At 66.7% G+C, this 22,845-nt stretch carries 18 protein-coding genes; 8 read left to right on the top strand and 10 right to left on the bottom strand.

Annotated elements, in window-relative coordinates; translation table 11 throughout:
- Window positions 1-27: 27 nt before the first annotated feature.
- The 6 genes from ACSQ3P_RS31330 to ACSQ3P_RS31305 form a co-directional block, all read right to left on the bottom strand.
- Window positions 28-864, bottom strand: a complete 837-nt coding sequence (locus ACSQ3P_RS31330) for a DUF1003 domain-containing protein (RefSeq protein WP_436169323.1) — start codon at window positions 862-864, stop codon at window positions 28-30.
- Window positions 865-879: 15 nt separating this feature from the next.
- Entirely contained in the window at window positions 880-1,500 is a 621-nt protein-coding gene (locus ACSQ3P_RS31325; RefSeq protein ID WP_436169322.1) for an urease subunit gamma, read from the bottom strand.
- Entirely contained in the window at window positions 1,497-1,835 is a 339-nt protein-coding gene (locus ACSQ3P_RS31320; protein ID WP_436169321.1) for a hypothetical protein, read from the bottom strand. The genes ACSQ3P_RS31325 and ACSQ3P_RS31320 overlap by 4 nt, the downstream gene beginning before the upstream one ends.
- A gap of 10 nt (window positions 1,836-1,845) precedes the next feature.
- Complete coding sequence (locus ACSQ3P_RS31315; protein WP_436169320.1) at window positions 1,846-2,697, bottom strand: urease accessory protein UreD; 852 nt, start codon at window positions 2,695-2,697, stop codon at window positions 1,846-1,848.
- A gap of 116 nt (window positions 2,698-2,813) precedes the next feature.
- Window positions 2,814-3,707, bottom strand: a complete 894-nt coding sequence (locus ACSQ3P_RS31310) for a PfkB family carbohydrate kinase (RefSeq protein ID WP_436169319.1) — start codon at window positions 3,705-3,707, stop codon at window positions 2,814-2,816.
- A gap of 13 nt (window positions 3,708-3,720) precedes the next feature.
- Window positions 3,721-4,170, bottom strand: a complete 450-nt coding sequence (locus ACSQ3P_RS31305; protein ID WP_092176790.1) for a VOC family protein — start codon at window positions 4,168-4,170, stop codon at window positions 3,721-3,723.
- A gap of 176 nt (window positions 4,171-4,346) precedes the next feature.
- On the opposite strand from ACSQ3P_RS31305, the gene ACSQ3P_RS31300 reads away from it, so the two are divergent.
- The 7 genes from ACSQ3P_RS31300 to ACSQ3P_RS31270 all read left to right on the top strand — a co-directional run bounded on the left by ACSQ3P_RS31300 (window position 4,347) and on the right by ACSQ3P_RS31270 (window position 15,558).
- Window positions 4,347-5,804 carry a cation-efflux pump gene (locus ACSQ3P_RS31300; RefSeq protein ID WP_436169318.1) on the top strand — a complete coding sequence of 486 codons (1,458 nt, stop codon included), beginning with the start codon at window positions 4,347-4,349 and terminating at the stop codon, window positions 5,802-5,804.
- A 105-nt stretch (window positions 5,805-5,909) separates the two neighbouring features.
- Complete coding sequence (locus ACSQ3P_RS31295; RefSeq protein ID WP_436169317.1) at window positions 5,910-6,194, top strand: hypothetical protein; 285 nt, start codon at window positions 5,910-5,912, stop codon at window positions 6,192-6,194.
- 481 nt (window positions 6,195-6,675) lie between these two features.
- Window positions 6,676-7,458 (top strand): methanethiol S-methyltransferase, encoded by a 783-nt coding sequence (gene mddA, locus ACSQ3P_RS31290; RefSeq protein WP_436169316.1) that lies wholly within the window; start codon window positions 6,676-6,678, stop codon window positions 7,456-7,458.
- 63 nt (window positions 7,459-7,521) lie between these two features.
- Complete coding sequence (locus ACSQ3P_RS31285; RefSeq protein ID WP_436169315.1) at window positions 7,522-8,136, top strand: TetR/AcrR family transcriptional regulator; 615 nt, start codon at window positions 7,522-7,524, stop codon at window positions 8,134-8,136.
- A gap of 4 nt (window positions 8,137-8,140) precedes the next feature.
- Window positions 8,141-10,246: an alpha/beta fold hydrolase gene (locus ACSQ3P_RS31280; RefSeq protein ID WP_436169314.1), complete on the top strand. Its 2,106-nt coding sequence runs from the start codon at window positions 8,141-8,143 to the stop codon at window positions 10,244-10,246.
- A 147-nt stretch (window positions 10,247-10,393) separates the two neighbouring features.
- The gene (pepN, locus tag ACSQ3P_RS31275; protein WP_436169313.1) at window positions 10,394-13,039 is read left to right on the top strand and encodes an aminopeptidase N; all 2,646 of its coding nucleotides are present in this window, start codon (window positions 10,394-10,396) and stop codon (window positions 13,037-13,039) included.
- Between the two features lie 248 nt (window positions 13,040-13,287).
- Entirely contained in the window at window positions 13,288-15,558 is a 2,271-nt protein-coding gene (locus ACSQ3P_RS31270) for a PAS domain-containing sensor histidine kinase (protein WP_436169312.1), read from the top strand.
- Between the two features lie 4 nt (window positions 15,559-15,562).
- On the opposite strand, the gene ACSQ3P_RS31265 is transcribed toward ACSQ3P_RS31270, so the two are convergent.
- From ACSQ3P_RS31265 to ACSQ3P_RS31250, 4 genes are all read right to left on the bottom strand, one after another.
- On the bottom strand, window positions 15,563-18,517 hold the full coding sequence (locus ACSQ3P_RS31265) for a bifunctional [glutamine synthetase] adenylyltransferase/[glutamine synthetase]-adenylyl-L-tyrosine phosphorylase (RefSeq protein WP_436169311.1): 2,955 nt from the start codon (window positions 18,515-18,517) through the stop codon (window positions 15,563-15,565).
- Between the two features lie 17 nt (window positions 18,518-18,534).
- Window positions 18,535-19,995, bottom strand: coding sequence for an ATP-binding protein (locus tag ACSQ3P_RS31260; protein WP_436169358.1), 1,461 nt, complete (start codon window positions 19,993-19,995; stop codon window positions 18,535-18,537).
- A 55-nt stretch (window positions 19,996-20,050) separates the two neighbouring features.
- Window positions 20,051-20,734 (bottom strand): response regulator transcription factor, encoded by a 684-nt coding sequence (locus tag ACSQ3P_RS31255; protein WP_069690458.1) that lies wholly within the window; start codon window positions 20,732-20,734, stop codon window positions 20,051-20,053.
- Between the two features lie 123 nt (window positions 20,735-20,857).
- Window positions 20,858-22,045, bottom strand: a complete 1,188-nt coding sequence (locus tag ACSQ3P_RS31250) for a trypsin-like peptidase domain-containing protein (protein WP_436169310.1) — start codon at window positions 22,043-22,045, stop codon at window positions 20,858-20,860.
- Window positions 22,046-22,241: 196 nt separating this feature from the next.
- On the opposite strand from ACSQ3P_RS31250, the gene ACSQ3P_RS31245 reads away from it, so the two are divergent.
- Entirely contained in the window at window positions 22,242-22,760 is a 519-nt protein-coding gene (locus tag ACSQ3P_RS31245; RefSeq protein WP_436169309.1) for a hypothetical protein, read from the top strand.
- Window positions 22,761-22,845: the final 85 nt, after the last annotated feature.

Here is a 22,845-nt window from a genome sequence, read left to right as displayed (position 1 = left end):
GTTTTCTCAAAAACTTGCCAGCAAGACTCAGGCCGGCTCGGGCGTGGCCGGCGACGATGACGAGCCCTCCGCTTTCGCTTTCGGCTTCTTCTTCGCAGCCGGCTTGCGCCGCTTCGGCTTCGGCCGCGCCTGATCCTGCAGCAATTCGAGCTGGACCTGCTGGATCTCGGCCAGGCGCTGCCATTGCCGCGTGATGAGGTGGTCCATCTTCTCGTGGAGATGGCGGATTTCGAGCTCGGCCTTGAGGTTGACCTGGTAGTCGTTCGAGGAACGTAGCCGGTCTTTCTCCTCCTGCCGCTTCTGGCTCATCATGATGATCGGCGCCTGAATCGCGGCAATGCAGGACAGCACGAGATTGAGCAGGATGAAGGGATAGGGATCGAAGGCCTTGCCCTCGCCGATGATCGCATTGATCGCCATCCAGACGACCAGGACCATGCCGAAGCTGATCAGGAAGGACCAGGAGCCGCCGAATTTGGCGAGACCGTCGGAGAGGCGCTCGCCCAGCGTGCGGTGCTCTTCGAAATCATCCTCGATGTTCTCGGCGATCGTCTCCTGCCGCGCGATGCTCTCGGCGACCTCGCGGTCGAGATCGGAATATTCGCCGTGCTCCTCGCGCAGGATCTCCTCGACATAGCGCGTGCGATAGCGCGCCAGCTCCTTGATGCTGATCAGGCTGTGGTCTTCGAGCTCGGGAAAATCGCGCCTGATATGCTCGGCCAGCGTCGGCCGCAGGCTGTCGAGGACGACGAGGTTCTTGCGCGCCATCTCAACGCCAGTAAGCGCGCAGACGCCCTTTTTCTTGCTGAGCTGCGCCACCGCCTCGGCAGGCGGCAGCTCGGCCTCGTTCAGGATATCACTCATTACCAACCGGCCCGTTCAAAGCTTGCCCATCACATCCTGGCGGAAGCCATAGACCTCGCGCTTGCCGGCGAGCGCCACCAATCTCACCTCGCGGGTCTGGCCGGGCTCGAAGCGCACCGCCGTGCCGGCCGGGATGTCGAGCCGGAAACCGCGCGCCTTGTCGCGCTCGAAGCGCAGGGCCGGGTTGGCCTCGTAGAAATGATAATGCGAGCCGATCTGGATCGGCCTGTCGCCGCTATTGGCGACCGTGAGCGTCAGGCTCTCACGGCCGTCATTCATGATCAGGTCGCCCGGCAGTGTCGTGACCTCGCCGGGCTTGAGCCTGCCGGCCGAGCCACGGATCGGCTCATGCACGGTGACGAGCTTGGTGCCGTCGGGAAAGGTCGCCTCGACCTGGACGTCGTGGATCAGCTCGGCGATGCCGTCCATGACCTGGTCGGCCGTGATGACATGGGCGCCGGCCTCCATCAGATCGGCGACCGATCTGCCGTCGCGCGCACCCTCGACGACGTAGTCGGTGATGAGCGCGACGGCTTCGGGGTAGTTCAGCTTGACGCCGCGCTCGAGCCTTCGCCGCGCCACCATGGCAGCCATGGCGACGAGCAGCTTGTCCTTTTCGCGCGGCGTCAGATTCATGCCTTCACCTTTTCGTCTTCATCCTCGGAGGTCTCGTCTTCGGCGACCTCCTCGTCTTCTTCGTCTTCGTCGCCGTCTTCCTCGGACTCGTCGTCCTCGTCCTCATCGCCGTCAAGTTCGGCATATTCATAGGCGAAGACGATCTCGCCGGTGGCGGGGTCGAAGCTGCTGGAAGTCGATTCGTCGAAGGCTTCGATCAGCATCTCCGCATCATCGGGGCCGTCGACATCGAAGCGGCGCACCGCCTCCTCGCCCTCGCCGCTCAAAGCGAGCTCGACCGCCCACCCGCGCGCGCCGGTGTCATAGATGCATTTCAGACCATGGATCGCCAGCATGATGCTCTCCTCAAATTGACCAGGTGCGCGGCAGCGCACGACCGGTCAAATGCCCGAGCAGCGTGACGAGGACGCGACGGAGCGCCTGTGCATCGCGCGAGAGCAGACGGACCACCAGCAGATCGGAGACGATGCCGGCGCCCCCCTCGACATCGGGAAGGGCGTCGGCGATGAGCCCGCGCACATCATCGAGCCCCACGAGATGCTCAGGCCCCACGGCTACCAGTGTGGCGGAGGCGCGCGCACCAGCCGCGATCGCAGGGCGCGCAAGGCTTGCCGCCACAGCTCCTTCGAGCCGCAGATCATCGGCGAAGACCAGCTTGCCCTCGCGCCGGATGCGCCAGCGATCGCGCAGCGAGCCGCGCAGCATCGCCTCGCCCATGGCGCTGCGGCCGAAGAAGACCGACTCGCAGGCGACCAGCCTTGCATCCGCGGCGAGATCGATCGTCAGGTTGCGTGCGAGCCGCGCGCCCGAGAACAGGATGCTTTCCTGCGGCAGCCAGGCCAGGCTCGCGCCCGCCTTGAGCGTGAGCGCCGTCTCGATGCGCGTGTCGGCGCCCTGGCTGCGATAGATCTTCTCGGCGGCCTGGCTGGTGATGACCGCGTCGCTGCCGGCCTCCAGCACGGCTGCGACCCGCATCGTATCGCCGCCGGCCATGCCGCCGCCGGTGTTGATCAGCACGGCCTCGCAGCTTGCGTCGAAGGTCGTGGGAAAGCGGGCGCGGTAGCCGCCGGATTCCGCCAGTTCGAGACGATGCGTCCGCGCTCCCACCCGGCCGAAGCGCAATCGCACGCCACCATCGGCCCGCACATAGGCCGGCAGGAGCGGGTCACTGGCTGCCGGCACGGGCGGCGCAAACATGGGAAACCTTGAAACGAGCGAACGCCGCCAATCTTCCGCGCGCCTCTTGTCCGGGCAAGGGCTTGCGCGATCTCGTCTGCCTAAATTTCAGGCAGAGCCTCGCCGCAGAGCGAAGCTCAGCCGGCCTGCGCCAGAAAGCGCTCGACCTCCTCGCGCCGCGGCGCGCCGGCGCGGCCGCCGAAGCGCGTGCATTTGATCGCGGCCGTCGCTGAGGCGAAACGGATCGCCGCGCGCTCGCCCTGCCCCTCCGCCAGCGCCAGTGCGAAGGCGCCGTGCCAGACATCTCCGGCGCCCAGCGTATCGACCGCCACGACGGGAAAGGCGGGGATATGCGCGATCGCGCCATTCTCGACGAAGAGCACGCCCTCCTTGCCGAGCGTCACCGCAAGCCAGGTCTCGGCATTGCCGGCGATCTTGGCGAGGCCGAGGCGCGGATCATCCTCCTCCGACAATTCCTGGAGCGCCTGCGCGCTGAAGGCGACATGGCTCGCGGTCGCGACGAGATCGGGATGGGGCGGCTTGCGGTCGGCGTCGAGCACGCCGGGGACGCCGGCCTTGCGCGCCAGGGTCAGGGCGGCGAGCGCGCCCTCGCCCCAGCGCGTGTCGGCCAGCACCGCGTCCGCCCCCTCCGGCAGGCTCCCGGGCAGCCAATCCGTCGTCACCGGCATGGCGGGATCGGAATAGGAGATCACCATGCGCTCGCCTTCGGCATCGACCAGGATGGCGGAGACCGGCGAGCGCAGGCCGGGCGCGCGGAGGCAGAAGCCGGTGTCGACGCCCTCGCCTTCGAGCTCAGCGACGATCTGGTCCCCGGTCAGGTCGTCGGCGAGCCGCGTCGCCAGCCATGAGCGGCCGCCGAGCCGCGCGATCGCGACCGAGGCGTTGCCGGCGCAGCCGCCGCCGACCACGGCGAGATCGCGCGAGCGATATTTTTCGCCGCGCGTCGGCATGGTCTCGACGCTGTAGACATAGTCGAGCGTGGCGATGCCGAGGGAGAAGACGCCGGTCATGCCGCCGCTTCGCCTACCAAGCCCCGGTGTTCGGCATGCTCGTCCAGGGCTCGGCCGGCGGCTTGGGATCGCCCTTCTGCAGGATCTCGATCGAGATGTTGTCGGGCGAGCGGATGAAGGCCATGTTGCCGTCGCGCGGCGGCCGGTTGATGGTGACGCCGGCCTTCATGAGCTTGTCGCAGGTGGCGTAGATATCGTCGACCTCATAGGCGAGGTGACCGAAATTGCGGCCGCCGGTATAGACCTCCGGATCCCAGTTATAAGTGAGTTCCAGCGTCGGGCGGCCGCGGCTGCCCTGCTCCCTGACGGTCTCGACCTCGTCGGGCGCGGCCAGGAAGACCAGCGTGAAGCGACCTTTTTCGTTCTCGATGCGGCGGGTCTCGACCAGCCCGAACTTGGTCACGTAGAAATCGAGCGCTGCGTCGAGATCGGTGACGCGGACCATGGTGTGGAGATAGCGCATCGTGGACTGCCTCTTGTTTCGATCATGGGCGGGTTGATCTCGATCCCGGATCGGGCCAAACCCTGCGCATTCCTAGAGCATGACACCAAAGAGTGGGAACCGGTTTTCGGACCAAGTCCTGTTTTGACCCCAAATCCTGCTCTGGCCATTGATGACAGCCCGATACGGGATTTGCCATGACGAGAACGGACGACGCAGACGAGCGGCCGGCGCCGACCGCCCTGCAGATCAGCGCGATCAAGCGCCGCGCGGCGATGCTGTCCGTGATGGCCACCATCCTGCTCACGGCCGCGAAGGTCGTGGCGGCGATGATCTCGGGCTCGCTGGCCCTGCTGACCGACGCCCTCCAGGGCCTGGTCGATATCGGCTCGACCCTGTTCACCTGGTTTGCCGTCCATGCCGCCGACAAGCCGGCCGATGAGGAGCACCATTACGGCCATGGCAAGCTCGAGGCGCTGGCCGCACTGGTCGAAACCGCGATCCTGTTCACGCTCGCCGGCGCGATCCTCTGGGAGGCAGGCTCGCGGCTGTGGCTGGGCATCGCCGAATATGTCGCCGTCACGCCCGTGGTCATCGGCGTGATGCTGCTTTCGATGACGGTCGATGCGCTGCGCTGGCGCTCGCTCAGCCGCGTCGCCAAGGAGACCGGCAGCGAGGCGCTGGCCGGCGAGGCGACGCATTTCTCGACGGATTTCGTCGGCTCCGCGCTGGTGCTCGCCGGCCTCATCGGCGTCTGGGCCGGCGCGCCGCGCGCCGACACGATCGCCGCCTTCGCGATCGCGGCCTTCACTGCTTTTTCCGCCTTCAGGCTCGCCCGGCGAACCATCAACACCTTGATGGACGCAGCGCCAGAGGGCGTCAGCGAGCGACTGAACAAGATCGCGGCGGCCGTGCCGGGCATCGTGGCGGTCGACTGGATCAGGGTCCGCCCGGCCGGCGGGCGAACCTATGGCGAGATCGGCATCCGCGTCTCGCGCACCTTGCCGCTCGACCGGGTCGTGGCGATCAAGCAGGCGCTGCTCGACGCCGTCGAGAAGGAAGAGCCCGGAGCCGAGATCACCATCGCCGCCAACCCGATCCAGGTCGATGACGAAACGGCGCTGGAGAAAGTGCTGCTGATCGCGCTCAAGCTCAAGATCCCGGTGCATCACGTCACCGTCCACACCATTGGCGGGCGGCTCTCGGTGAGCCTCGACATGGAGGTCGACGCCAAATTGCCGCTGGGCGAAGCGCATGACATCGCGACCCGGCTGGAAGCGGCGATCCGGGAAGAATTCGGCGGCGAGACAGAGGTCGAGACCCATATCGAACCGATGGAGACCGGCGCGCCGGCCGGCCACAACGCCGCCTGGGAGACGGTCGAGGATATCGGCAAGGCCCTGGCGGGCGAAGCCTCAAAACTCGGCGGGCCGATCCACGACATTCACAGCGTCCGCGTGCGCCAGACCAAGAATGGGCTGGTGGTGAATTATCACTGCCGCGTCGACCCCGCGCTCAATGTCGCGGCCGTCCATGCCGCCGTCGATGCGATCGAGCGCGCGGTTCGGATCGCCCGCCCGCAGGTCTGCCGGCTCGTCAGCCATGCGGAACCGGCGCGCATGGCGACGACGCCCGACCCGCTGCCCGGATTGTGACCGCGGTTCACAGCTGATGCATTCGAGGTCCACGTCCCGGTGAGAGGTTGCGGCCGCCAAACGCTGTCGCTTCCGAACAGCGAGGCATGACGAGGGACATCACTGATGAAGACAGCCATTCTCGCGACCGCCGCCATCGCATTCACCCTGCTTACCGGCCAGACCTTGTTTACCGGCCAAGCCGCCATGGCGCAGAGCGCCGATGACGCCAAATGGGTCGGGCAATGCCTGATCGACAATGCCGGCGGCGCGGCCGAGCCGATCGTGCGCAAATACTGCGTCTGCATGAACAACAAGATGAGCGACAACGAGACCCGCTCGATCTCGCAATGGGAGAAGAGCAATCCGGCCGCGCGCGCCGCCTGCGACAAGGAAGCCGGCTGGCGCTGAGCTCTGGCGTTATTCTCTGCCGTCATTCCGGGACATGGCGCAGCCATGGGCCCGGAACCCAGAGCCGCTGCGCGTCCTCGTGACGCGAGCCGGCGACCGGTGCCGTCTTGAGCAGCGGTATCGGTTCTGGGTTCCAGGCTCGATCCTTCGGATCGCCCCGGAATGACGGCGGAGCTTCAGCCATAAGTCGGTCTCAAAGGCCGATGCTCTTTTGGTCCCGCATCGGCTTGCCCCGAAAACCGGTTCCCACTTTTCGGGCCGATGCTCTTTTGGTCCCGCATCGGCTTGCCCCGAAAACCGGTTCCCACTTTTCGGGCCGATGCTCCGGGAACCGTTCGGATTGATCCGTGGAAGGGCACGGCCGATCCAGCGATTGACTCGGTCGGTCGACCGATATTACGTTCGAGCAATATCGGTCGTTCGACCGAACGAAGGCGCGGCATCGCGGTCTTCGGCAGCTCCACGGCAAGGAGGCATCGCCATGGGTGGCATCGCTTCAGTTCTGTACGGTGTGCTGGCCTATCTGCTGTTCCTGGGCACGTTCCTTTACGCCATCGCCTTCGTCGGCAACCTGCCGGTGCCCAAGACGATCGACAGCGGCGTAGCCGGGCCGCTCGCGCCGGCATTGCTGATCAACATGGTCTTGCTGGGGCTCTTCGCCATTCAGCACAGCGTCATGGCTCGGCCCGGGTTCAAGCGCTGGTGGACGCAGTTCGTGCCGCAGCCGGTCGAGCGGACGACCTATGTGCTGCTCGCGAGCCTGGCGCTGGTGCTGCTCTATTGGCAGTGGCGGCCGATGCCCGAACTGGTGTGGTCGGTGACCGGTCCTGTCGGCGCCGCGGCCCTGCAGGCCATTTTCTGGGTCGGCTGGGCCGTCGTGCTGATCAGCACCTTCCTGATCAATCATTTCGAGCTGTTCGGCCTGCGCCAGGTCTATGCCCGGCTATGCGGCCGAACATTGCCTGAACCGGTGTTCAAGACGCCGTTCTTCTACAGGAAGGTCCGGCATCCGATCTATCTCGGCTTCCTGCTGGCCTTCTGGGCAACGCCCGCCATGACGGCCGGACATTTGCTGTTTGCGATCGCGACCACCGGCTACATCCTGATCGGGATCTATCTCGAGGAACGCGATCTGATCGGCTTGTTTGGCGATCAATATCGCCGCTATCGCGAGCAGGTATCGATGCTCATTCCGCTTCCCGGGCGCAAGGCCGCCGCAGATGGCTCCCCTGAAACGCCGCCCGCAGGGTTGAAGCGCCCATAGCGGCGGCGGATGATCCTTGGCCCTTCTCGAATGAGGTGCCGGCGGGGAGTTGGAAGGATTGGCATGGCGGGCGCGTTGTCGAAGAAACCGGAGACCAGCGTCACGCTGCTCGAGGCGGCCAAGCAGGTGCTGCGCCAGAATGGCTATGCCGGATTGTCGACCCGTGAGGTGGCGGCTGCCGCAGGCGTGCCGCTGAGCCAGATTCACTATCACTTCGGCTCCAAGCAGGGGCTCGTGCTCGCGCTCTTCGAATATCTGAACGCACAGTTGCTCAGTCGCCAGAACGCCATGTTCGGCGACGCGACGCTCACGCTATCGGAGCGATGGGACCGCGCCTGCCAATATCTCGACGACGATATCGGCTCGGGCTATGTGCGCGTTCTGCAGGAGCTCATCGCCGCCAGTTGGCATGATCAAGCCGTCGCCGAGGTCATTCGCGCCGGGATCATGGGCTGGGTGGATCTCATCGTGGATGCCGTGCGCAGGAGCGAGCCCGAAATAGGCAGCCTGGGCCGGTTCTCGCCCGAGGAGGTCGGCGCCCTCGTCGCCAACGCCTTCATCGGGGCGGAGAGCCTTTATCTCCTCGGCCTGGAAAAGCAGGGCTCGCCCGTACGCCGATCCTTGGAGCGCGTGGGGGATCTCATTCGTATGGCGGAAGGAGCTTCGCCGAAGAGGTGACATCATGCGCGCAAAGCTGCCCGGCGAGGAGGGCTTCGTCGATCGCGACGGCGTGAAGCTGCACTACGAGATCTATGGCGACGGCCCGGAGACGATTGTTTTCCTGCCGCCTTGGAGCATCGTGCACTCCCGTGTCTACAAGGCGCAGTTGCCCTATTTCAGCGAGCGCTTCCGCTGCATTGCCTATGACGGCCGTGGCAACGGCAAGTCCGACCGGCCCGCCACTGTCGCTGCGTATGCGCTGGACAACTACCTCGCCGACGCACTTGCCGTCATGGATGCGGCCGAGGCCGGTGAGGCCATCCTCGTGGGTCTTTCCTTTGGCGGCATGCTGGCCTGCGCGCTCGCCGCGCATCACCCCGAACGGGTCAAAGCAGCGATTCTGGGCGGGACATCGGCGAGCATAGGCCCCGGATATCCTTACGCGACACCGCAGCATTTTCTCGCCAGGCATGAACGGTTCGAGGGATGGAACAAGTACAACCGCGAATACTGGCTTAGGAACTATCCCGATTTCGCGGATTATTTCGCTCGCAACATCTTCTCGGATCCTCACTCGACCAAGCAGATCGAGGATGCAATCGGCTGGGCCAGCGACACCACGGGTGCCGTTCTGACCAAGACCGTGGAAGCGCGCTCACTTCCGCCGGCCTTCGATGTCAGCGAAGCGATGTACCGCAAGATTCGCTGCCCGATTCTGATGATCCACGGCGAAGACGATCAGATTCAGCCTCATGCGCGCGCGCAAGCGGTGGCGGAGGTAACCGGCGCCGAGCTCGTAGCGATTCCAGGCGGCGGCCATAATCCGTTCGGGCGCTATCCGGCAAAGTGCAACACATTGATCGTCGATTTTCTCGACCGAAAGCTCGGCATTCCCGCCCGGGAAGGCGCTGTGCGGCGGAGCGCGAAGACAAAGAAGGCGCTCTATCTGTCCTCGCCCATCGGTCTTGGACATGGTCGCCGCGACATCGCCATTGCCCGCGAGTTGCGCAAACTGCACCCGGAGCTGCGGATCGACTGGCTGGCGCAGGATCCGGTGACGCGCCTGCTGGAGGCGCATCGCGAGCCCATCCATCCGCTAAGTCCTCGGCTCGCCAGCGAGACGCGGCACATCGAACTGGAGTCGGGCGAGCACGAGCTCAATGCCTTCCAGGCCATCCGCCGGATGGATGAGGTGCTGATCGCCAATTTCATGATCTTCCAGGATGCCGTCGACGAGGGCGGCTACGATCTCGTGATCGCCGATGAAGCCTGGGACATCGACCATTATTGGCACGAGCATCCCGAGCTGAAGAGGGCCAAGCTCGCCTGGCTCACCGATTTCGTGGGCTACATCCCCATGCCATCGGGAGGAGATCACGAAGCCTTTCTGACCACCGACTACAATGCCGAGATGATCGGGCACATTGAACGCCACCCGGGTGTTCGGGATCGTGCCATCTTCGTCGGGAATCCCGAGGATATTGCTCCGTTGTCGTTCGGCCGGGACCTGCCGGCGATGCGCGATTGGGTGCCCAAGCACTTCGATTTCGCCGGTTACGTTATCGGCGCGCACCCCGAGAGCTTTGGCGGACGGGCCGAGTTGCGCGAGAGGCTCGGCTACAATCGCGGCGAGCGCGTGTGCATCGTGACGGTCGGCGGCTCGGGGATCGGCGGGCATCTGATCAGGCGCATCCTGCAAAGCCATGCGCTGGCCAGCGCGCGGCTCCCGGGCCTGCGCATGATCGTCGTCGCCGGTCCGCGCATCGATCCTGCCTCGCTCAAGGCGCCAGCAGGCGTCGAAGTACATGCCTTCGTGCCGAACCTCGACCGTCATCTCGCAGCCTGCGATCTCGCGCTGGTGCAGGGCGGGCTGACCACCTGCATGGAGCTGACGGCGGCGGGCACGCCGTTTCTCTATTTCCCGCTCCGCAATCACTTCGAGCAGAATTTCCACGTCGCCCACCGCCTCGACCGTTACGGCGCGGGGCAGCGTATGGACTACGCCACCGCGACACCGGACATGATCGCGCAGGCCATGGTCACGGCGCTGCAGGCACCGCCGCAATTCAGACAGGTCGAAGCAGACGGCGCCCAACGGGCGGCGCGGATGCTTGCCGATCTCCTCTGACCCGAAGCCGGGCCATGGCGAAGCCCATGGGAGAGACCATGGGCCCGGCCCCGCAAGCGCTCCAGCCCTGCGGCACGCCCGGACTTCCGAGCGGAGGAGGCTCGGGCTACACACGAGGCTTAAGAGTCGCTTCTGTCAGGTCAGTCCATGCGCGCCGAAGACACCCCCTTGATCCGCCTCGAGGACTATCGCCCGTCCGACTGGCTGATCGATACGGTCGATCTCGACATCAGCCTCGCCCCGCAGCAGACCCGCGTGCGCGCCCTGCTCGGCCTGCGACCCAACCCGGCTGGCCAGCCGGGCGCGCCCCTGATCCTCGACGGCGACGAGCTGGCGCTGAGCGAGATCAAGCTGGACGGCGTCACGCTCGATGCGAACGCCTTTGCCGCCGGCCCGCAATCGCTGACCGTTCATGCGCCGCCCCGGCGCGGTTTCACCCTGACGATCGAGACCGTGCTCGACCCCTCCGCCAACACCAAGCTGATGGGCCTCTACCGCTCGTCCAAGGTCTATTGCACGCAATGCGAGGCGGACGGCTTCCGCCGCATCACCTATTTCCTCGACCGGCCCGATGTGATGTCGGTCTATACGGTCAGGCTGGAGGCGGCGAAGGCCGAGGCGCCGGTGCTGCTCTCCAACGGCAACCGCGTCGCGACGGGGGAAGTGCCCGGCAGCGACCGGCATTTCGCCGTCTGGCACGACCCCCATCCCAAGCCGGCCTATCTCTTCGCCCTGGTTGGCGGTGCGCTCGACCATGTCCGCGAAGACTATGTCACCGCCGACGGCCAGCAGGTCGAGCTCGCTGTTTATGTCGAGCCCGGCAAGGCCGGGCGCGCCGGCTGGGCGCTGGATTCGCTGGTGCGCTGCATGCGCTGGGACGAGCGCGTCTTCGGCCGCAATTACGATCTCGACGTGTTCAACGTCGTCGCCGTGTCGGACTTCAACATGGGCGCGATGGAGAACAAGGGCCTCAACATCTTCAACGACAAATATGTGCTGGCCGATCCGCAGACCGCCACCGATGGCGACTATGCCTCGATCGAGGCGATCATCGCGCATGAGTATTTCCACAACTGGACCGGCAACCGCATCACCTGCCGCGACTGGTTCCAGCTTTGCCTGAAGGAGGGCCTCACCGTCTTCCGCGACCAGGAGTTCTCCTCCGATGAGCGCTCGCGCCCGGTGAAGCGCATCGCTGACGTGCGCACGCTGCGCGCGACGCAATTCTCCGAGGATGCAGGCCCCCTCGCCCACCCGGTCAGGCCGCGTGCCTATAAGGAAATCAACAACTTCTACACGCCGACGGTCTATGAGAAGGGCGCGGAGGTGATCCGCATGCTCAAGGTCCTGATCGGCGCGGACGCCTTCAAGCGCGGCATGGACCTCTATTTTGAGCGCTGCGACGGCACGGCGGCGACGATCGAGGAGTTCCTCGACTGCTTCGCCGAGACCTCGGGCCGGGACCTTTCCCATTTCGCGCGCTGGTACGAGCAGGCCGGCACGCCCACCATCGTCGCCTCCGGCCGCTACGACGCGCGGGCGAAGCGCTACACGCTCGACCTCGCCCAGACGACCCCGCCGACGCCAGGCCAGGCGACGAAGCAGCCAGTGGTGCTGCCGGTCACGCTCGGTCTCGTCGGCCGGGATGGCGACCTGCCCCTGACGACCGGATCGAGCGCTTATGCCGGGGACGGGCTGATCGTACTCGACCAGCCCTCGCTTTCGGTGGTCTTCAGCGATGTCGCGGAGGCGCCGATCCCCTCGCTGCTGCGCGGTTTCTCGGCGCCGGTGCGGCTCGAGCTCGATCTCTCCGACGCCGATTTGCTGCGCCTGTTCTCGGCCGACAGCGATTCCTTCAACCGCTGGCAGGCGCTGCAGAGCGTGGCGACACGGGCCCTGGTCGCGGCCGGGCGCCCCGGCACCGACCGCGCCGTCCTCCTGGCGAAGGCAGCCGAGATCGCAGGCGCGCTTGAGCATTTCCTGCGCGAACAGGGGCTTGCCGACCCGGCCTTCGCTGCCCAGGTGCTGCGCCTGCCGGCCCCGGCCGACATCGCCCGCGAGATCGGCGGCGATGTCGATCCCGACGCGATCTATGGCGCCCATCGCAACCTGTCGGGCGCAATCGGGCAGGCTTTGGAAGCAACGCTGATCGGCCTGCGCGACACGCTCGCCACCAAGGCCACCTACGCTCCCGATGCGGCCTCCGCCGGCCGCCGCGCCCTACGCAATGAGGCCCTTGGATTGATCGCCATCGCCGCTCCCGAGGCGGGAGCCCGGCTGGTGGAGCAGCAGTTTTCGAGCGCCGACAACCTGACCGACCGGCTGGCCGCGCTCGCGGCCATGACGCTGATCCCCGGCGAGGCGCGCGAGCACTTGATCGGGCGCTTCGCCGAGATCTATGCCAGCGAGCCGCTGGTGCTCGACAAATGGCTGATGGCGCAGGCGCTGATCGCCGAACCAGGTACGCTCGACCGCGTCAAGCGATTGATGCAGCACAAGGGCTTCTCGCTCGGCAATCCCAACCGCGTGCGCGCCCTGATCGGCGGCTTCGCCGCGAACCTGACCCAGTTCAACCGGGCCGACGGCGCGGGCTACGAATTCGTCGCCGACATGGTCATCGCGCTCGACCGAACCAACCCCCAGGTCGCCTCGCGCCTGCTCGGCTCATTCAAGAGCTGGAAGATGCTCGAACCCACCCGCAAGGACCTCGCACAGGCGTCTCTGGCGATGGTCGCGCGGACGCCCGGATTGTCGCGGGACGTCGCCGATATCGCCGAGCGCGCTCTCGCCTGAACGGCACTGAGGGGCCCCTTGCCCGAAACGTTAACGTTTCATTACCCGCACAGGATTCATTGATTCGATCACTACAACCTTAAGGCGAATTCTTACGTCCCGATTCAACTCAAGGCTAGACAAACCGGCCCGCGCGGATTCAACTCAAAGTGATTCGAGGGGATGCGGCACGTCTCCCGATCTTACTGACGGTACGGATTATCCGAAGGGGGACGGGCATGACGCGTGCCAACGCGAGCTGCGCATCTATGCGCGCAGACACGATTCTGGGGGTCGCCAGATCGCTGACGCACCCGCTTTATCGGCGTTTCGAGAGCCTCGAACCGATCTTTCGCAAAGTCTTGCCGGCGCTCGTCGCCGTGTTCATGCTCATCCTGGGCGCCGGGGCCCTGGTTCAAACCTCGGCCATGCGAGATGACGCCCTGCTCGATGCTGCAGGCGACATCGATCTCGTCTCGGCGCTGATCGTGCGAGAACTTGAGGTCGCGGTCCAGACCGGCGCCTCGCCTGCGTCTCTTCTTGCAACGCTGGCCTCCAAGCACCTCGCCCCCCATGGCCGCATCGTCCATGTCAGCACAGCCGACGGGCAGGTCATCGCCAGCGAGCCCGTCATCGGCCAGACCCAGCGCACGCTGGTCGACCTCCTCGGCCAGACCCAGCCGCTGACCGTGTTCGGCGACCGCGCCGGCGTGATGCGCATCACCCTGCCGGGCGCGACCGAGGTGTTCGCGACCGTCCGCAATCTTCCCGCCCCGCTCGGCCAGGTCGCGGTGATGCAGCCCGTGTCCCGGGCGCTCGCGACCTGGCAGCAGCGCCGCAGCGCGATCTTGGCGCTGATCGGCTCAGCCGCGCTCGTGCTCGTCGCCCTCACCCTCGCCTTCATCCTGCAATCGCGGCGGGCCTCGGCCGCCGATGAGGATTGCGACCGCGTGCGCCAGCGCATCGACTCCGCCCTGAACCGCGGCCATTGCGGCTTGTGGGACTGGGATCTGGCGCGTGGCCGGATCTACTGGTCGGATTCGATGTACGCCATGCTCGGCTATGACCGCTCCGGCGACTACATGTCCTTCGGCGAGGTCAGCGCCTTCATCCATCCCGACGATGTCGATCTCTATGCGCTTGCCGATGCGATCAGCCGCGGCGAGGCCGAGCATCTCGACCAGGAGTTCCGCGTGCGCGGCGCCACCGGCGACTGGGTCTGGCTCAAGGCCCGCGCCGAGCTCGTGATCGACCGCCGGACCCATTCCCAGCATCTCGTCGGCATCGCCGTCGACATCTCCGAGCAGCGCAACATGGCCGAGCGCACGGCGACCGCCGACGCCCGCCTGCGCGACGCCGTCGAGGCGATCTCCGAAGCTTTCGTGCTCTGGGATGCCGATAACCGCCTCGTCCTGTGCAACGCCAAATACCAGCAGCTCCACCAGCTCCCCTCGGAGCAGCTCCAGGTCGGCATCGGCCATGATCAATTGATGGCGCTGAGCGCCCAGCCCAATATCGACCGCGAGCCGGTGCGCACCATGCGCGGCACGGTCGGCGCCTCGTCCTATGAGGCGCGCCTGTCTGACGGCCGCTGGCTGCAGATCAACGGCCGCCGCACCAAGGATGGCGGCTCGGTCTCGGTCGGCACCGACATCACCAAGCTGAAGCAGCAGGAGGAGCGCCTGACCCAGTCGGAGCACCAGCTCCTGATGCATGTCACCGACCTCAAGGCCTCGCGCCAGAAGCTGGAAGCGCAGGCGCAGCAGCTCGCCGACATGGCCGAGCGCTATCTGGAGCAGAAGGCCGCGGCCGAGAGCGCCAACCGGGCCAAATCGGAATTCCTGGCCAATATGAGCCATGAGCTGCGCACGCCGCTCAACGCCATCATCGGCTTCTCCGAGATCATGGAAAACGGCCTGTTCGGCAGCCTCGGCTGCGACCGCTATCTCGACTATGTCCGCGATATCCGCTCCAGCGGGGGCTATCTGCTCGGCGTCATCAACGACGTCCTCGACATGGCCCGCATCGAGGCCGGCCGGATGCGGCTCGAGAAATCCGACGTCGCGGTGGGCCTGGTCATCGACGAGGCCGTCCTCAAGGCGCGCAGCGAAATCGACCGCAAGCACCTTGCGCTGCGCATCGAGGGGCCGCGCGACCTGCGCCTGGAGGCCGATCCACACGCGCTCTACCAGATCCTCGGCAATCTGCTCGACAACGCGGTCAAGTTCACGCCCGAAGGCGGGCAGGTCGCGGTGCGGCTGCGCCAGGTGCCGGGTGCGCTCAACATCTATATCGAGGACACCGGCATCGGCATTCCCAAGGAGAAGATCGACCGTATCGGGCGGCCCTTCGAACAGGTCGAGGGCGACCTCACCCGCAGCTATCAGGGCTCGGGGCTCGGCCTCGCCATCGCTCGCTCGCTGGCCGAACTGCATGGCGGCTCGCTGCGCCTGCGCTCATCGATCGGCGCCGGCACCATCGTGATGGTGCATCTGCCGCTGGATGGCGGCGCCGGGCGCATCACCGCCCAGGCGGCCTGAGCCCTCAGCCGGCGCGGGCCGCGCCGAGCAGCTTCTGGAACAGGGCGCGGACACCGGCGCGCATCTCGTCCAGCTCCGCCCGCAACACCTTGGCGTCCGGCCGGCCCACAGCCGTCGCAATCCGCTTGAGCACGCGCGGCGGCACGGCGGCAGGGTCGAACGTCTCCTCGACGGTGAAACGCTGCCATAGCTGAACATCGCCGATCAGCCTGTGCGCCTCGATCAGGAAGGCCGCATCGGCAGGCGACAGCAAGCCAACCTCCCGCGCCGCGGCGAAAACGGCGGCGGTATCGGGCGCGACCAGGCCTGGATGGCGCGCGGCATGGGCCAGCACCAGGAACTGCGCCAGGAAATCCAGATCGGTCAGGCCGCCAGCCACGAGCTTCAGATCCCAGGGATCGCTCTCGCCCTTCTCCTTGGCGATCAGGGCGCGCATCTCCAGCACAGCTGCCGCGACCTTCGCCGGCTTGCGCTCGCGCCGCAGGACCAGGGTAATCGCAGCCTGAGCCCGTTGCGCCAATCCGGCATCGCCGGCGACGACGCGGGCGCGTGTCAGCGCCATCTCCTCCCAGATCTCGGCCTCGCCTGTATGATAGGCCTCGAAACCGGAGAACTGGGTCGCTGCCGGGCTTTTGTTGCCGGTGGGCCGCAGGCGCATATCGACCTGGTAGAGCCCGCCGCGCCGCGTCGGCACCGTCAGCGCTGCCACCAGCCGCTGGGTGAAGCGGACATGCCAGGTGACGGGGTCGAGGCTTTTGGCGCCGTCGCTCGGGCCGGCGTCCTCCGGCCGGTCATAGAGCAGGATCAGGTCGAGATCGGAGGATGGCGTCAGCTCGCCCGCGCCGAGCCGGCCCAGCCCCAGCACCACCGTCTCGGCGCCCGCAATGAGGCCATGATCGGCGGCGAAGGCGGCCCGGGTATCGTCGAAGGCGACGCGCAGGCAGCCTTCGGCCACGGCGCAATAGGCCTGGCCCGCCTGCTGGGCCCGGTAGACGCCCGAAATCAGGCGCGCGCCGACCAGGAAATTCTCCTGCCGCGCCGCATCGCGCAAGCGGTCGAGCCCGTCCTCGACGCTGGGCGGCGGATTGCCGACGACGGCCCTGATGCGGCCGGTCAAGGCATCGATGTCGAGATTGGCCGAGGTGAAGGCCGGGTCGATGATGCCGTCGAGGACATGGGGATAGAGCGCGGCGACCTTGGCGAGCCTCGGCGCGCTGCCGAGGATGTCGGCGAAGATCGTCAGCAACGACGCATGCGAGCGCAGCAGCGTCAGCAATTCGACCGCCGCCGGCATGCGCACGAAGGCGTTGTCGAGATGGGCGAGCGCGCCATCGGGATCGACGGTGCGACCCAGCGCCACCAAGAGCGCCGGCGTCAGCTCCGTCAGGACCTCGCGGGCGCGGGCGCTGGTGACGGCGGCGCGGCGGCCAAAATGCCAGCCGCGCACCGTCTCGGCGGCGGTGCCGGGGTCGCGGAAGCCGAGCTTGCGCAGGGTCGCCAATGTGTCCGGGTCGAGCTCGGTGCCGGTGAAGCTCAGCGTGCCCGCTTCGCTGGCCAGGCTCGGCCCCTCCTCGAAGAGCAAGGCGTAATGCCCCTCGACGCGCCTGGCATGCGCCGTCAGCGCCTTGCCGAAGGCCGCAGTCGAGGGATAGCCGCAGAAGCGCGCGAAGGCTTCCAGATCGCCCTTCGCCTTGGGCAAGGTCTGCGTCTGCTCGTCATGGCGCATCTGCAGGCGATGTTCGATCACGCGCAGATAGCGATAGGATTCGGCGAGCTCATCACGCGCCTTGGGCGTGATCCAGCCCTCATGCGTCAGTTCGCCGAGCATCTCCAGCGTGCGCGGGCCGCGCAGGGCCGGGCGCCGGCCGCCGAAGACAAGCTGCTGCGTCTGCACGAAGAACTCGATCTCGCGGATGCCGCCGCGCCCGAGCTTCACATTATGGCCCTCGACGGCGATCGTCTCATGGCCCTTCACCGTCTGGATCTGGCGCTTCATCGCATGGATGTCGGCGATCGCGGCGAAGTCGAAATATTTGCGCCAGATGAAGGGCGCGAGATCGGCGAGGAAGCGCTTGCCCAGCGCGAGGTCGCCCGCGACCGGCCGCGCCTTGATCATGGCGGCGCGTTCCCAGTTCTGGCCGACGGTCTCGTAGTAGGAATAGGCTGATGGCAGCGCGACCGCGACATGGGTCGAGGCCGGGTCCGGCCGCAGGCGCAGATCGACGCGGAAGACATAGCCGTCGGGCGTACGCTCCTGGATGATGCGGGCGATGGCTTGCGTCAGCTTGACGAAGAAGCTCGACGGCTCGGCGACGCCTACAGTCTCGGCAGCCTCGGGATCGAAGAAGACGACGATGTCGATGTCGGAGGAGTAGTTCAGCTCGCCCGCGCCATGCTTGCCAAGCGCGAGCACGACGAGACCGCAGCCCACGCCGGGATCAGCCGGATCGCGCAAGTGGATGCGGCCGAGATCGGCCGCCTGCCGCAGGACATGCTCGGTCGCGAGACGCACGGCGGCATCGGCCATCGCCGTCAGCGCTGCCGTCACCGTCTCGACATCCCAGACGCCGCCGATATCGGCGAGCGCGATCAAGAGCGCCATTGCCTGCCGGAAGCGGCGTAGCGCGCGCATGAGTTCGGCCGTCTCGACGCCCGACGCGGCGATGGCCGCGATCTCGGCCAGCAAGGCATCGCGGCGCGCCTCCGGCGCTGTCGTCAGCGCCGAGACGAGGCCTGCGGGATCAAGCCGCATGATCTGCGTCAGGAAGGGCGAATGCGCCAGGATGCCGGCAACGAGATCGACTGATGCCGGGTTGGCGGCGAAGTGCTGCGTCAGAGCCTCGGCGGCTTCATCGTCGCGCAGGCGCTCGATCAGCTCGCGCACGAGGAGCGCCTCGCGGCGGGCTTTGGCCGGCAGCACGGGGGCGGCCTTCAGTCGATCACAAAGCCGCCCGTCCATCGTCCCGCCCTGCTAGATCACGCGGACTGCAAGCCAGCAGGGTTCGGCTGCGCTGTCGAGGCCGGGAGCGCAGCGCCCTCGGGCATGTCCACAGGCTTCGGCTGCGCTTGCGGCAGCGAGATCACCACGCGCAGGCCCGGCGCATTGTCCTCCAGCCTGAGCTGGCCGCCATGCAGCCTGACGACGCCGGCCGCCAGCGCCAGGCCGAGCCCGAAGCCGGGCTTGCTGCGGCTCTGGTCGAGCCTGACGAAGCGCTCCAGCACGCGGCCGCGATCGGCCTCCGGGACGCCCGGCCCATGATCGGCGACGACAAGCTCGATCTCGGAGCCGACAGGAGCCGCCGAGACGACGACCGTCGCCGCGCCCGCCTCGATCGGCTGGCCGTATTTCAGGGCGTTGTCGATCAGATTGGCGAGCGCCTGGCCGAGCAATTCGCGATTGCCCGAGACATGCAATTCCGGCGCAACCTCAGTGACCAGCGAGAGGCCCGCCTCCTCGGCCAGCGGCTCATAGAGCTCCGCCATGCCGGAGACGATCTCGGAGAGGTCGAGCGCATCCATACTGTCCTGGATGCGGCCGGTCTCGAGGCGCGCGATCATCAAGAGCGCGTTGAAGACGCGGATCAGGTTGTCGGCCTCGTCGATCGAGCCGTCGAGCGCAGCGCGCAATTCGTCGGGGGATTTCGCCGTGCGCAGCGCCTCCTCGGCGCGGTTGCGCAGCCGGGTCAAGGGCGTCTTCAGGTCATGGGCGATGTTGTCGGAGACCTGCTGCATGCCGGCCATCAATTCACCGATGCGGTCGAGCATGGCATTGAGGTTCAGCGCAAGGCGGTCGAGCTCGTCGCCCGTGCCCGAGATCGACAACCGGCCCTTCAGATCGCCGGCCATGATCGACTGGGCCGTGTCGGTCATGCCGTCGACGCGCTTCAGCACGCGGCGCGCCACGAACCAGCTCGCGAAGCAGCCGAGCACGAAGACCAGCAGCAGCGACCAGCCGGCCGCGCGCCTGATCACCACGCCGAGACGCTCGCGCTCCTCGACATCGCGCCCGACCAGCAACCTGAAACCCGCCGGCAGCACGAAGACGCGCACGATCGCGCGGCTCGGCGTATCGACCGCATCGGCGGAGCGCGCATATTCGATCTCGCTTTCACCCGGCCGATCGAGCGCACCGGGCGGCACGGCCTCGACATTGCCGGCGAGACGATCGCCCACCGGCGTGGTGACGAGATAGAGCGAGGCGCCGGGCCCGCGCGAGCGCCGCTCGATGATGTTGACGAGCCGCCTGATGCCGCCCTGGCGCTGCTGCTCGGCAAGCCCCTGGATCTCGGCGTCGATGGTCGAGCGGATCTGGTCGTCGAGCAGGCGCTTGGCGTTCCAGGCGACATAGCCCAGCACGAAGCCGGCGAAGAGCGCGAAGATGACGAGATAGACCGCCGTCAGCTTGAAGGCGGTGGTGCGGAACAGGTTTGGCAGCAGATGCGTGGTCGTCTTGCGCGGAACGCTCTGCGCGGCCGCGCCCTGCTCCGCAGGATCAGCGCGCCGTGTCACGGACCATGTATCCCGCGCCGCGAATGGTGTGGATCATCGGGTGTTCGAAGCCCTTGTCGACCTTGGCGCGCAGGCGGCTGACATGCACGTCGATGACATTGGTCTGGGGGTCGAAATGATAGTCCCAGACATTCTCCAGCAGCATGGTGCGCGTCACCACCTGCCCGGCATGCTTCATCAGATATTCGAGCAGGCGGAATTCGCGCGGCTGCAGCGGAATCTCCTCCTCGCCGCGCGCGACGCGATGGGCCAGCCGGTCGAGCGCGAGATCGCCGACGCGATAGGTCGTGGGCTCGGACGCCGGCGCGGCGCGGCGGCGCGACAGCACCTCGACCCGCGCGAGCAGTTCGGAAAAGGCATAGGGTTTCGGCAGATAGTCGTCGCCGCCGGCGCGCAGGCCCTTCACCCGATCATCGACCTGCGCCAGCGCCGAGAGGATCAGCGCCGGGGTCACGTCGTTCTGCTCGCGCAGCGAGCGGATCAATGACAGGCCGTCGAGGCGCGGCAGCATGCGGTCAACCACCAGCACGTCATAGCCGCCGCCTTCCGCCATGGCGTAGCCTTCGAGCCCGTCGGCGGCATGGTCGGCGACATGGCCGGCCTCGCGGAAAGCCTTGGTCAGATAGGCCGCTGCCTCGGCATCATCTTCAACGATCAAGAGTCGCATGGGATAAGCCTATCCTACAAAACGCAAAAACGGCAGGCCGGACGATACGCATCCGGCCTGCCGCGGTGAAGGCTGGTCTCCCGGTGGGGGCGACAGGAACCGTGAGACTCTAGCCTGCCCTCGTTAGGCCGCCGGCTGGCGGCCAACCTCGAAGCTGAGCTGACGCTCCTTGCCGTCACGCCAGACCGTGAGACTGGTCTTGGTGCCCGGCGCGAACTTGGCGATCCGGCGCGAGAGGTCGCGCGCATCCTTCACCTGCTCGCCATTGACGGCGACGATGGTGTCTCCGCGCTTGACGCCGGCCTTGGCGGCCGGACCGTCCTTTTCAGCGCTCGCGACCAGGGCGCCACGCGCCTCCTTGAGGCCGATAGCGTCGGCGACTTCGCTCGTCACCGGCTGGATCTGCACGCCGATGAAGCCGCGCGCGACCGAGCCGTCCTTCTTCAGCGCATCGACGACCTGCTCGACGGTCGCGGAGGGAATGGCGAAGGCGATGCCGACACTGCCGCCCGAGGGCGAGAAGATCGCGGTGTTGACGCCGACGACCTGGCCCTGCTGGTTGAAGGTCGGGCCACCCGAATTGCCCTTGTTCACCGGCGCGTCGATCTGCAGGTAATCGTCATAGGGGCCAGAGCCGATGTCGCGTCCCTGCGCCGAGACGATGCCTGCGGTCACGGTGCCGCCGAGCCCGAAGGGATTGCCGACGGCCAGCACCCAGTCGCCGATGCGCGGCTTGGCCGAGGCGAGCTGGACGTACTGGAAATTGCCGCCATCCTTGACCTTCAGCAGGGCGAGATCGGTGCGCGGATCGGTGCCGACGACCTTGGCCTCCAGCGTCTTGCCGTCATCGGTGACGAGCTGGACCTCGACCGCGTTCTCGACGACGTGGTTGTTGGTCACGACATAGCCGTCCTGGCTGACGAAGAAGCCGGAGCCCTGAGCCATGCCCTGGCGCGGCTGCGGCCGGCCCTGACGCGGGCCGTCTTGGCCGCCTTGGCCGTCCTGGCGGAAGAAGCGCCGCAGTCCGGGCGGCAGATCGTCCAGGCTGCCCTGGCCGTCCTCATCGGTGGCGGCGACGGTCTGGGTCTTGACGCGGACGGAGACGACGGCGGGCTTCACCTTCTCGACGATGTCGGCGAAGGAGGGCAATTGCGTCTGGACGCCCGAGAGCTGAATCGGCTGGGCGAAGGCCCTGTGATCGAGCTTCAGCGCGCCATCGGCGATACCGGCGGCAAGGCCGATGCCGAGCGTGGCGGCGCCGGCGATCAGGACGCCGCGCTTCAGAATGGATCTTGAGATGGTGGTCGTCATGGCGAAACCCTCGGTCAAATCGGCAGGGCCTTCCCTGTCTGTGCCAGGGACCATGACGAGCGCAGCCTTACCCGGATTTGGCGCGAAGATGACGATTTCGTAAGGTTGGCGCTGCAGCGCGTCCCTGCACGCTTGACGGGCGTTTACGCTGCAGAAACACTCCCCCCGCAAACCGACGTTCGCGGGGGGACTGATAATGGGCGTTCTCAGACATGCGGTCGCCGCCATGCTGCTGCTCGGCAGCAATGCGGCGCTGGCGCAGACCGTCACGGCCTATCAATCCGGGCTGCGGATAGCCGAGGGGCGAGGCTACGCCAATGCCGGCTGCTATGCGCAGGTCTTCGCCAAGCACGCCGTCGTCGTGGAGAGGGCCGATGGGCGGCGGAACTGGCATGCGGCCTCGACCCCCGCCTATAACGCCGAGCAACGCAGCCGCTGCGGGATAGACCGTCTGGCCGATATCTCGTCGCGCCGCGCCATGCGCGCGACCGCGATACGACCACGCAGACCCGCAGGTTCGGCTTATGCGACTGGCCTTCAGGTCGCAGCCGAGCGCGGCCATGGTGGCGAGCGCGCCGCCTGCTACGCCCGCATCTTCTCCAGCTACGCCTCGGCAAGCCAACGGCCGGATGGCCGGGTACACTACGTTGTGGAGGGCCGCTCGGTCCCGGTCTACGCGCTCGAGCTTCAAAGCAGTTGCGGCATCAGCCGTTGAGAGCGTTTTCGAGCAAAGTGGATACCGGCTCGCGCGAAGAAAACACGTTGAAACAAAGATGGGCTCGGGGAACCCTTCTCCCCTG

The organism is Allobosea sp. LjRoot9 (assembly GCF_964252745.1).
Lineage (GTDB): Bacteria > Pseudomonadota > Alphaproteobacteria > Rhizobiales > Beijerinckiaceae > Allobosea.
Note: the sequence above shows the minus strand (reverse complement) of the source record. Positions and strands in the feature narration are given on the sequence as shown.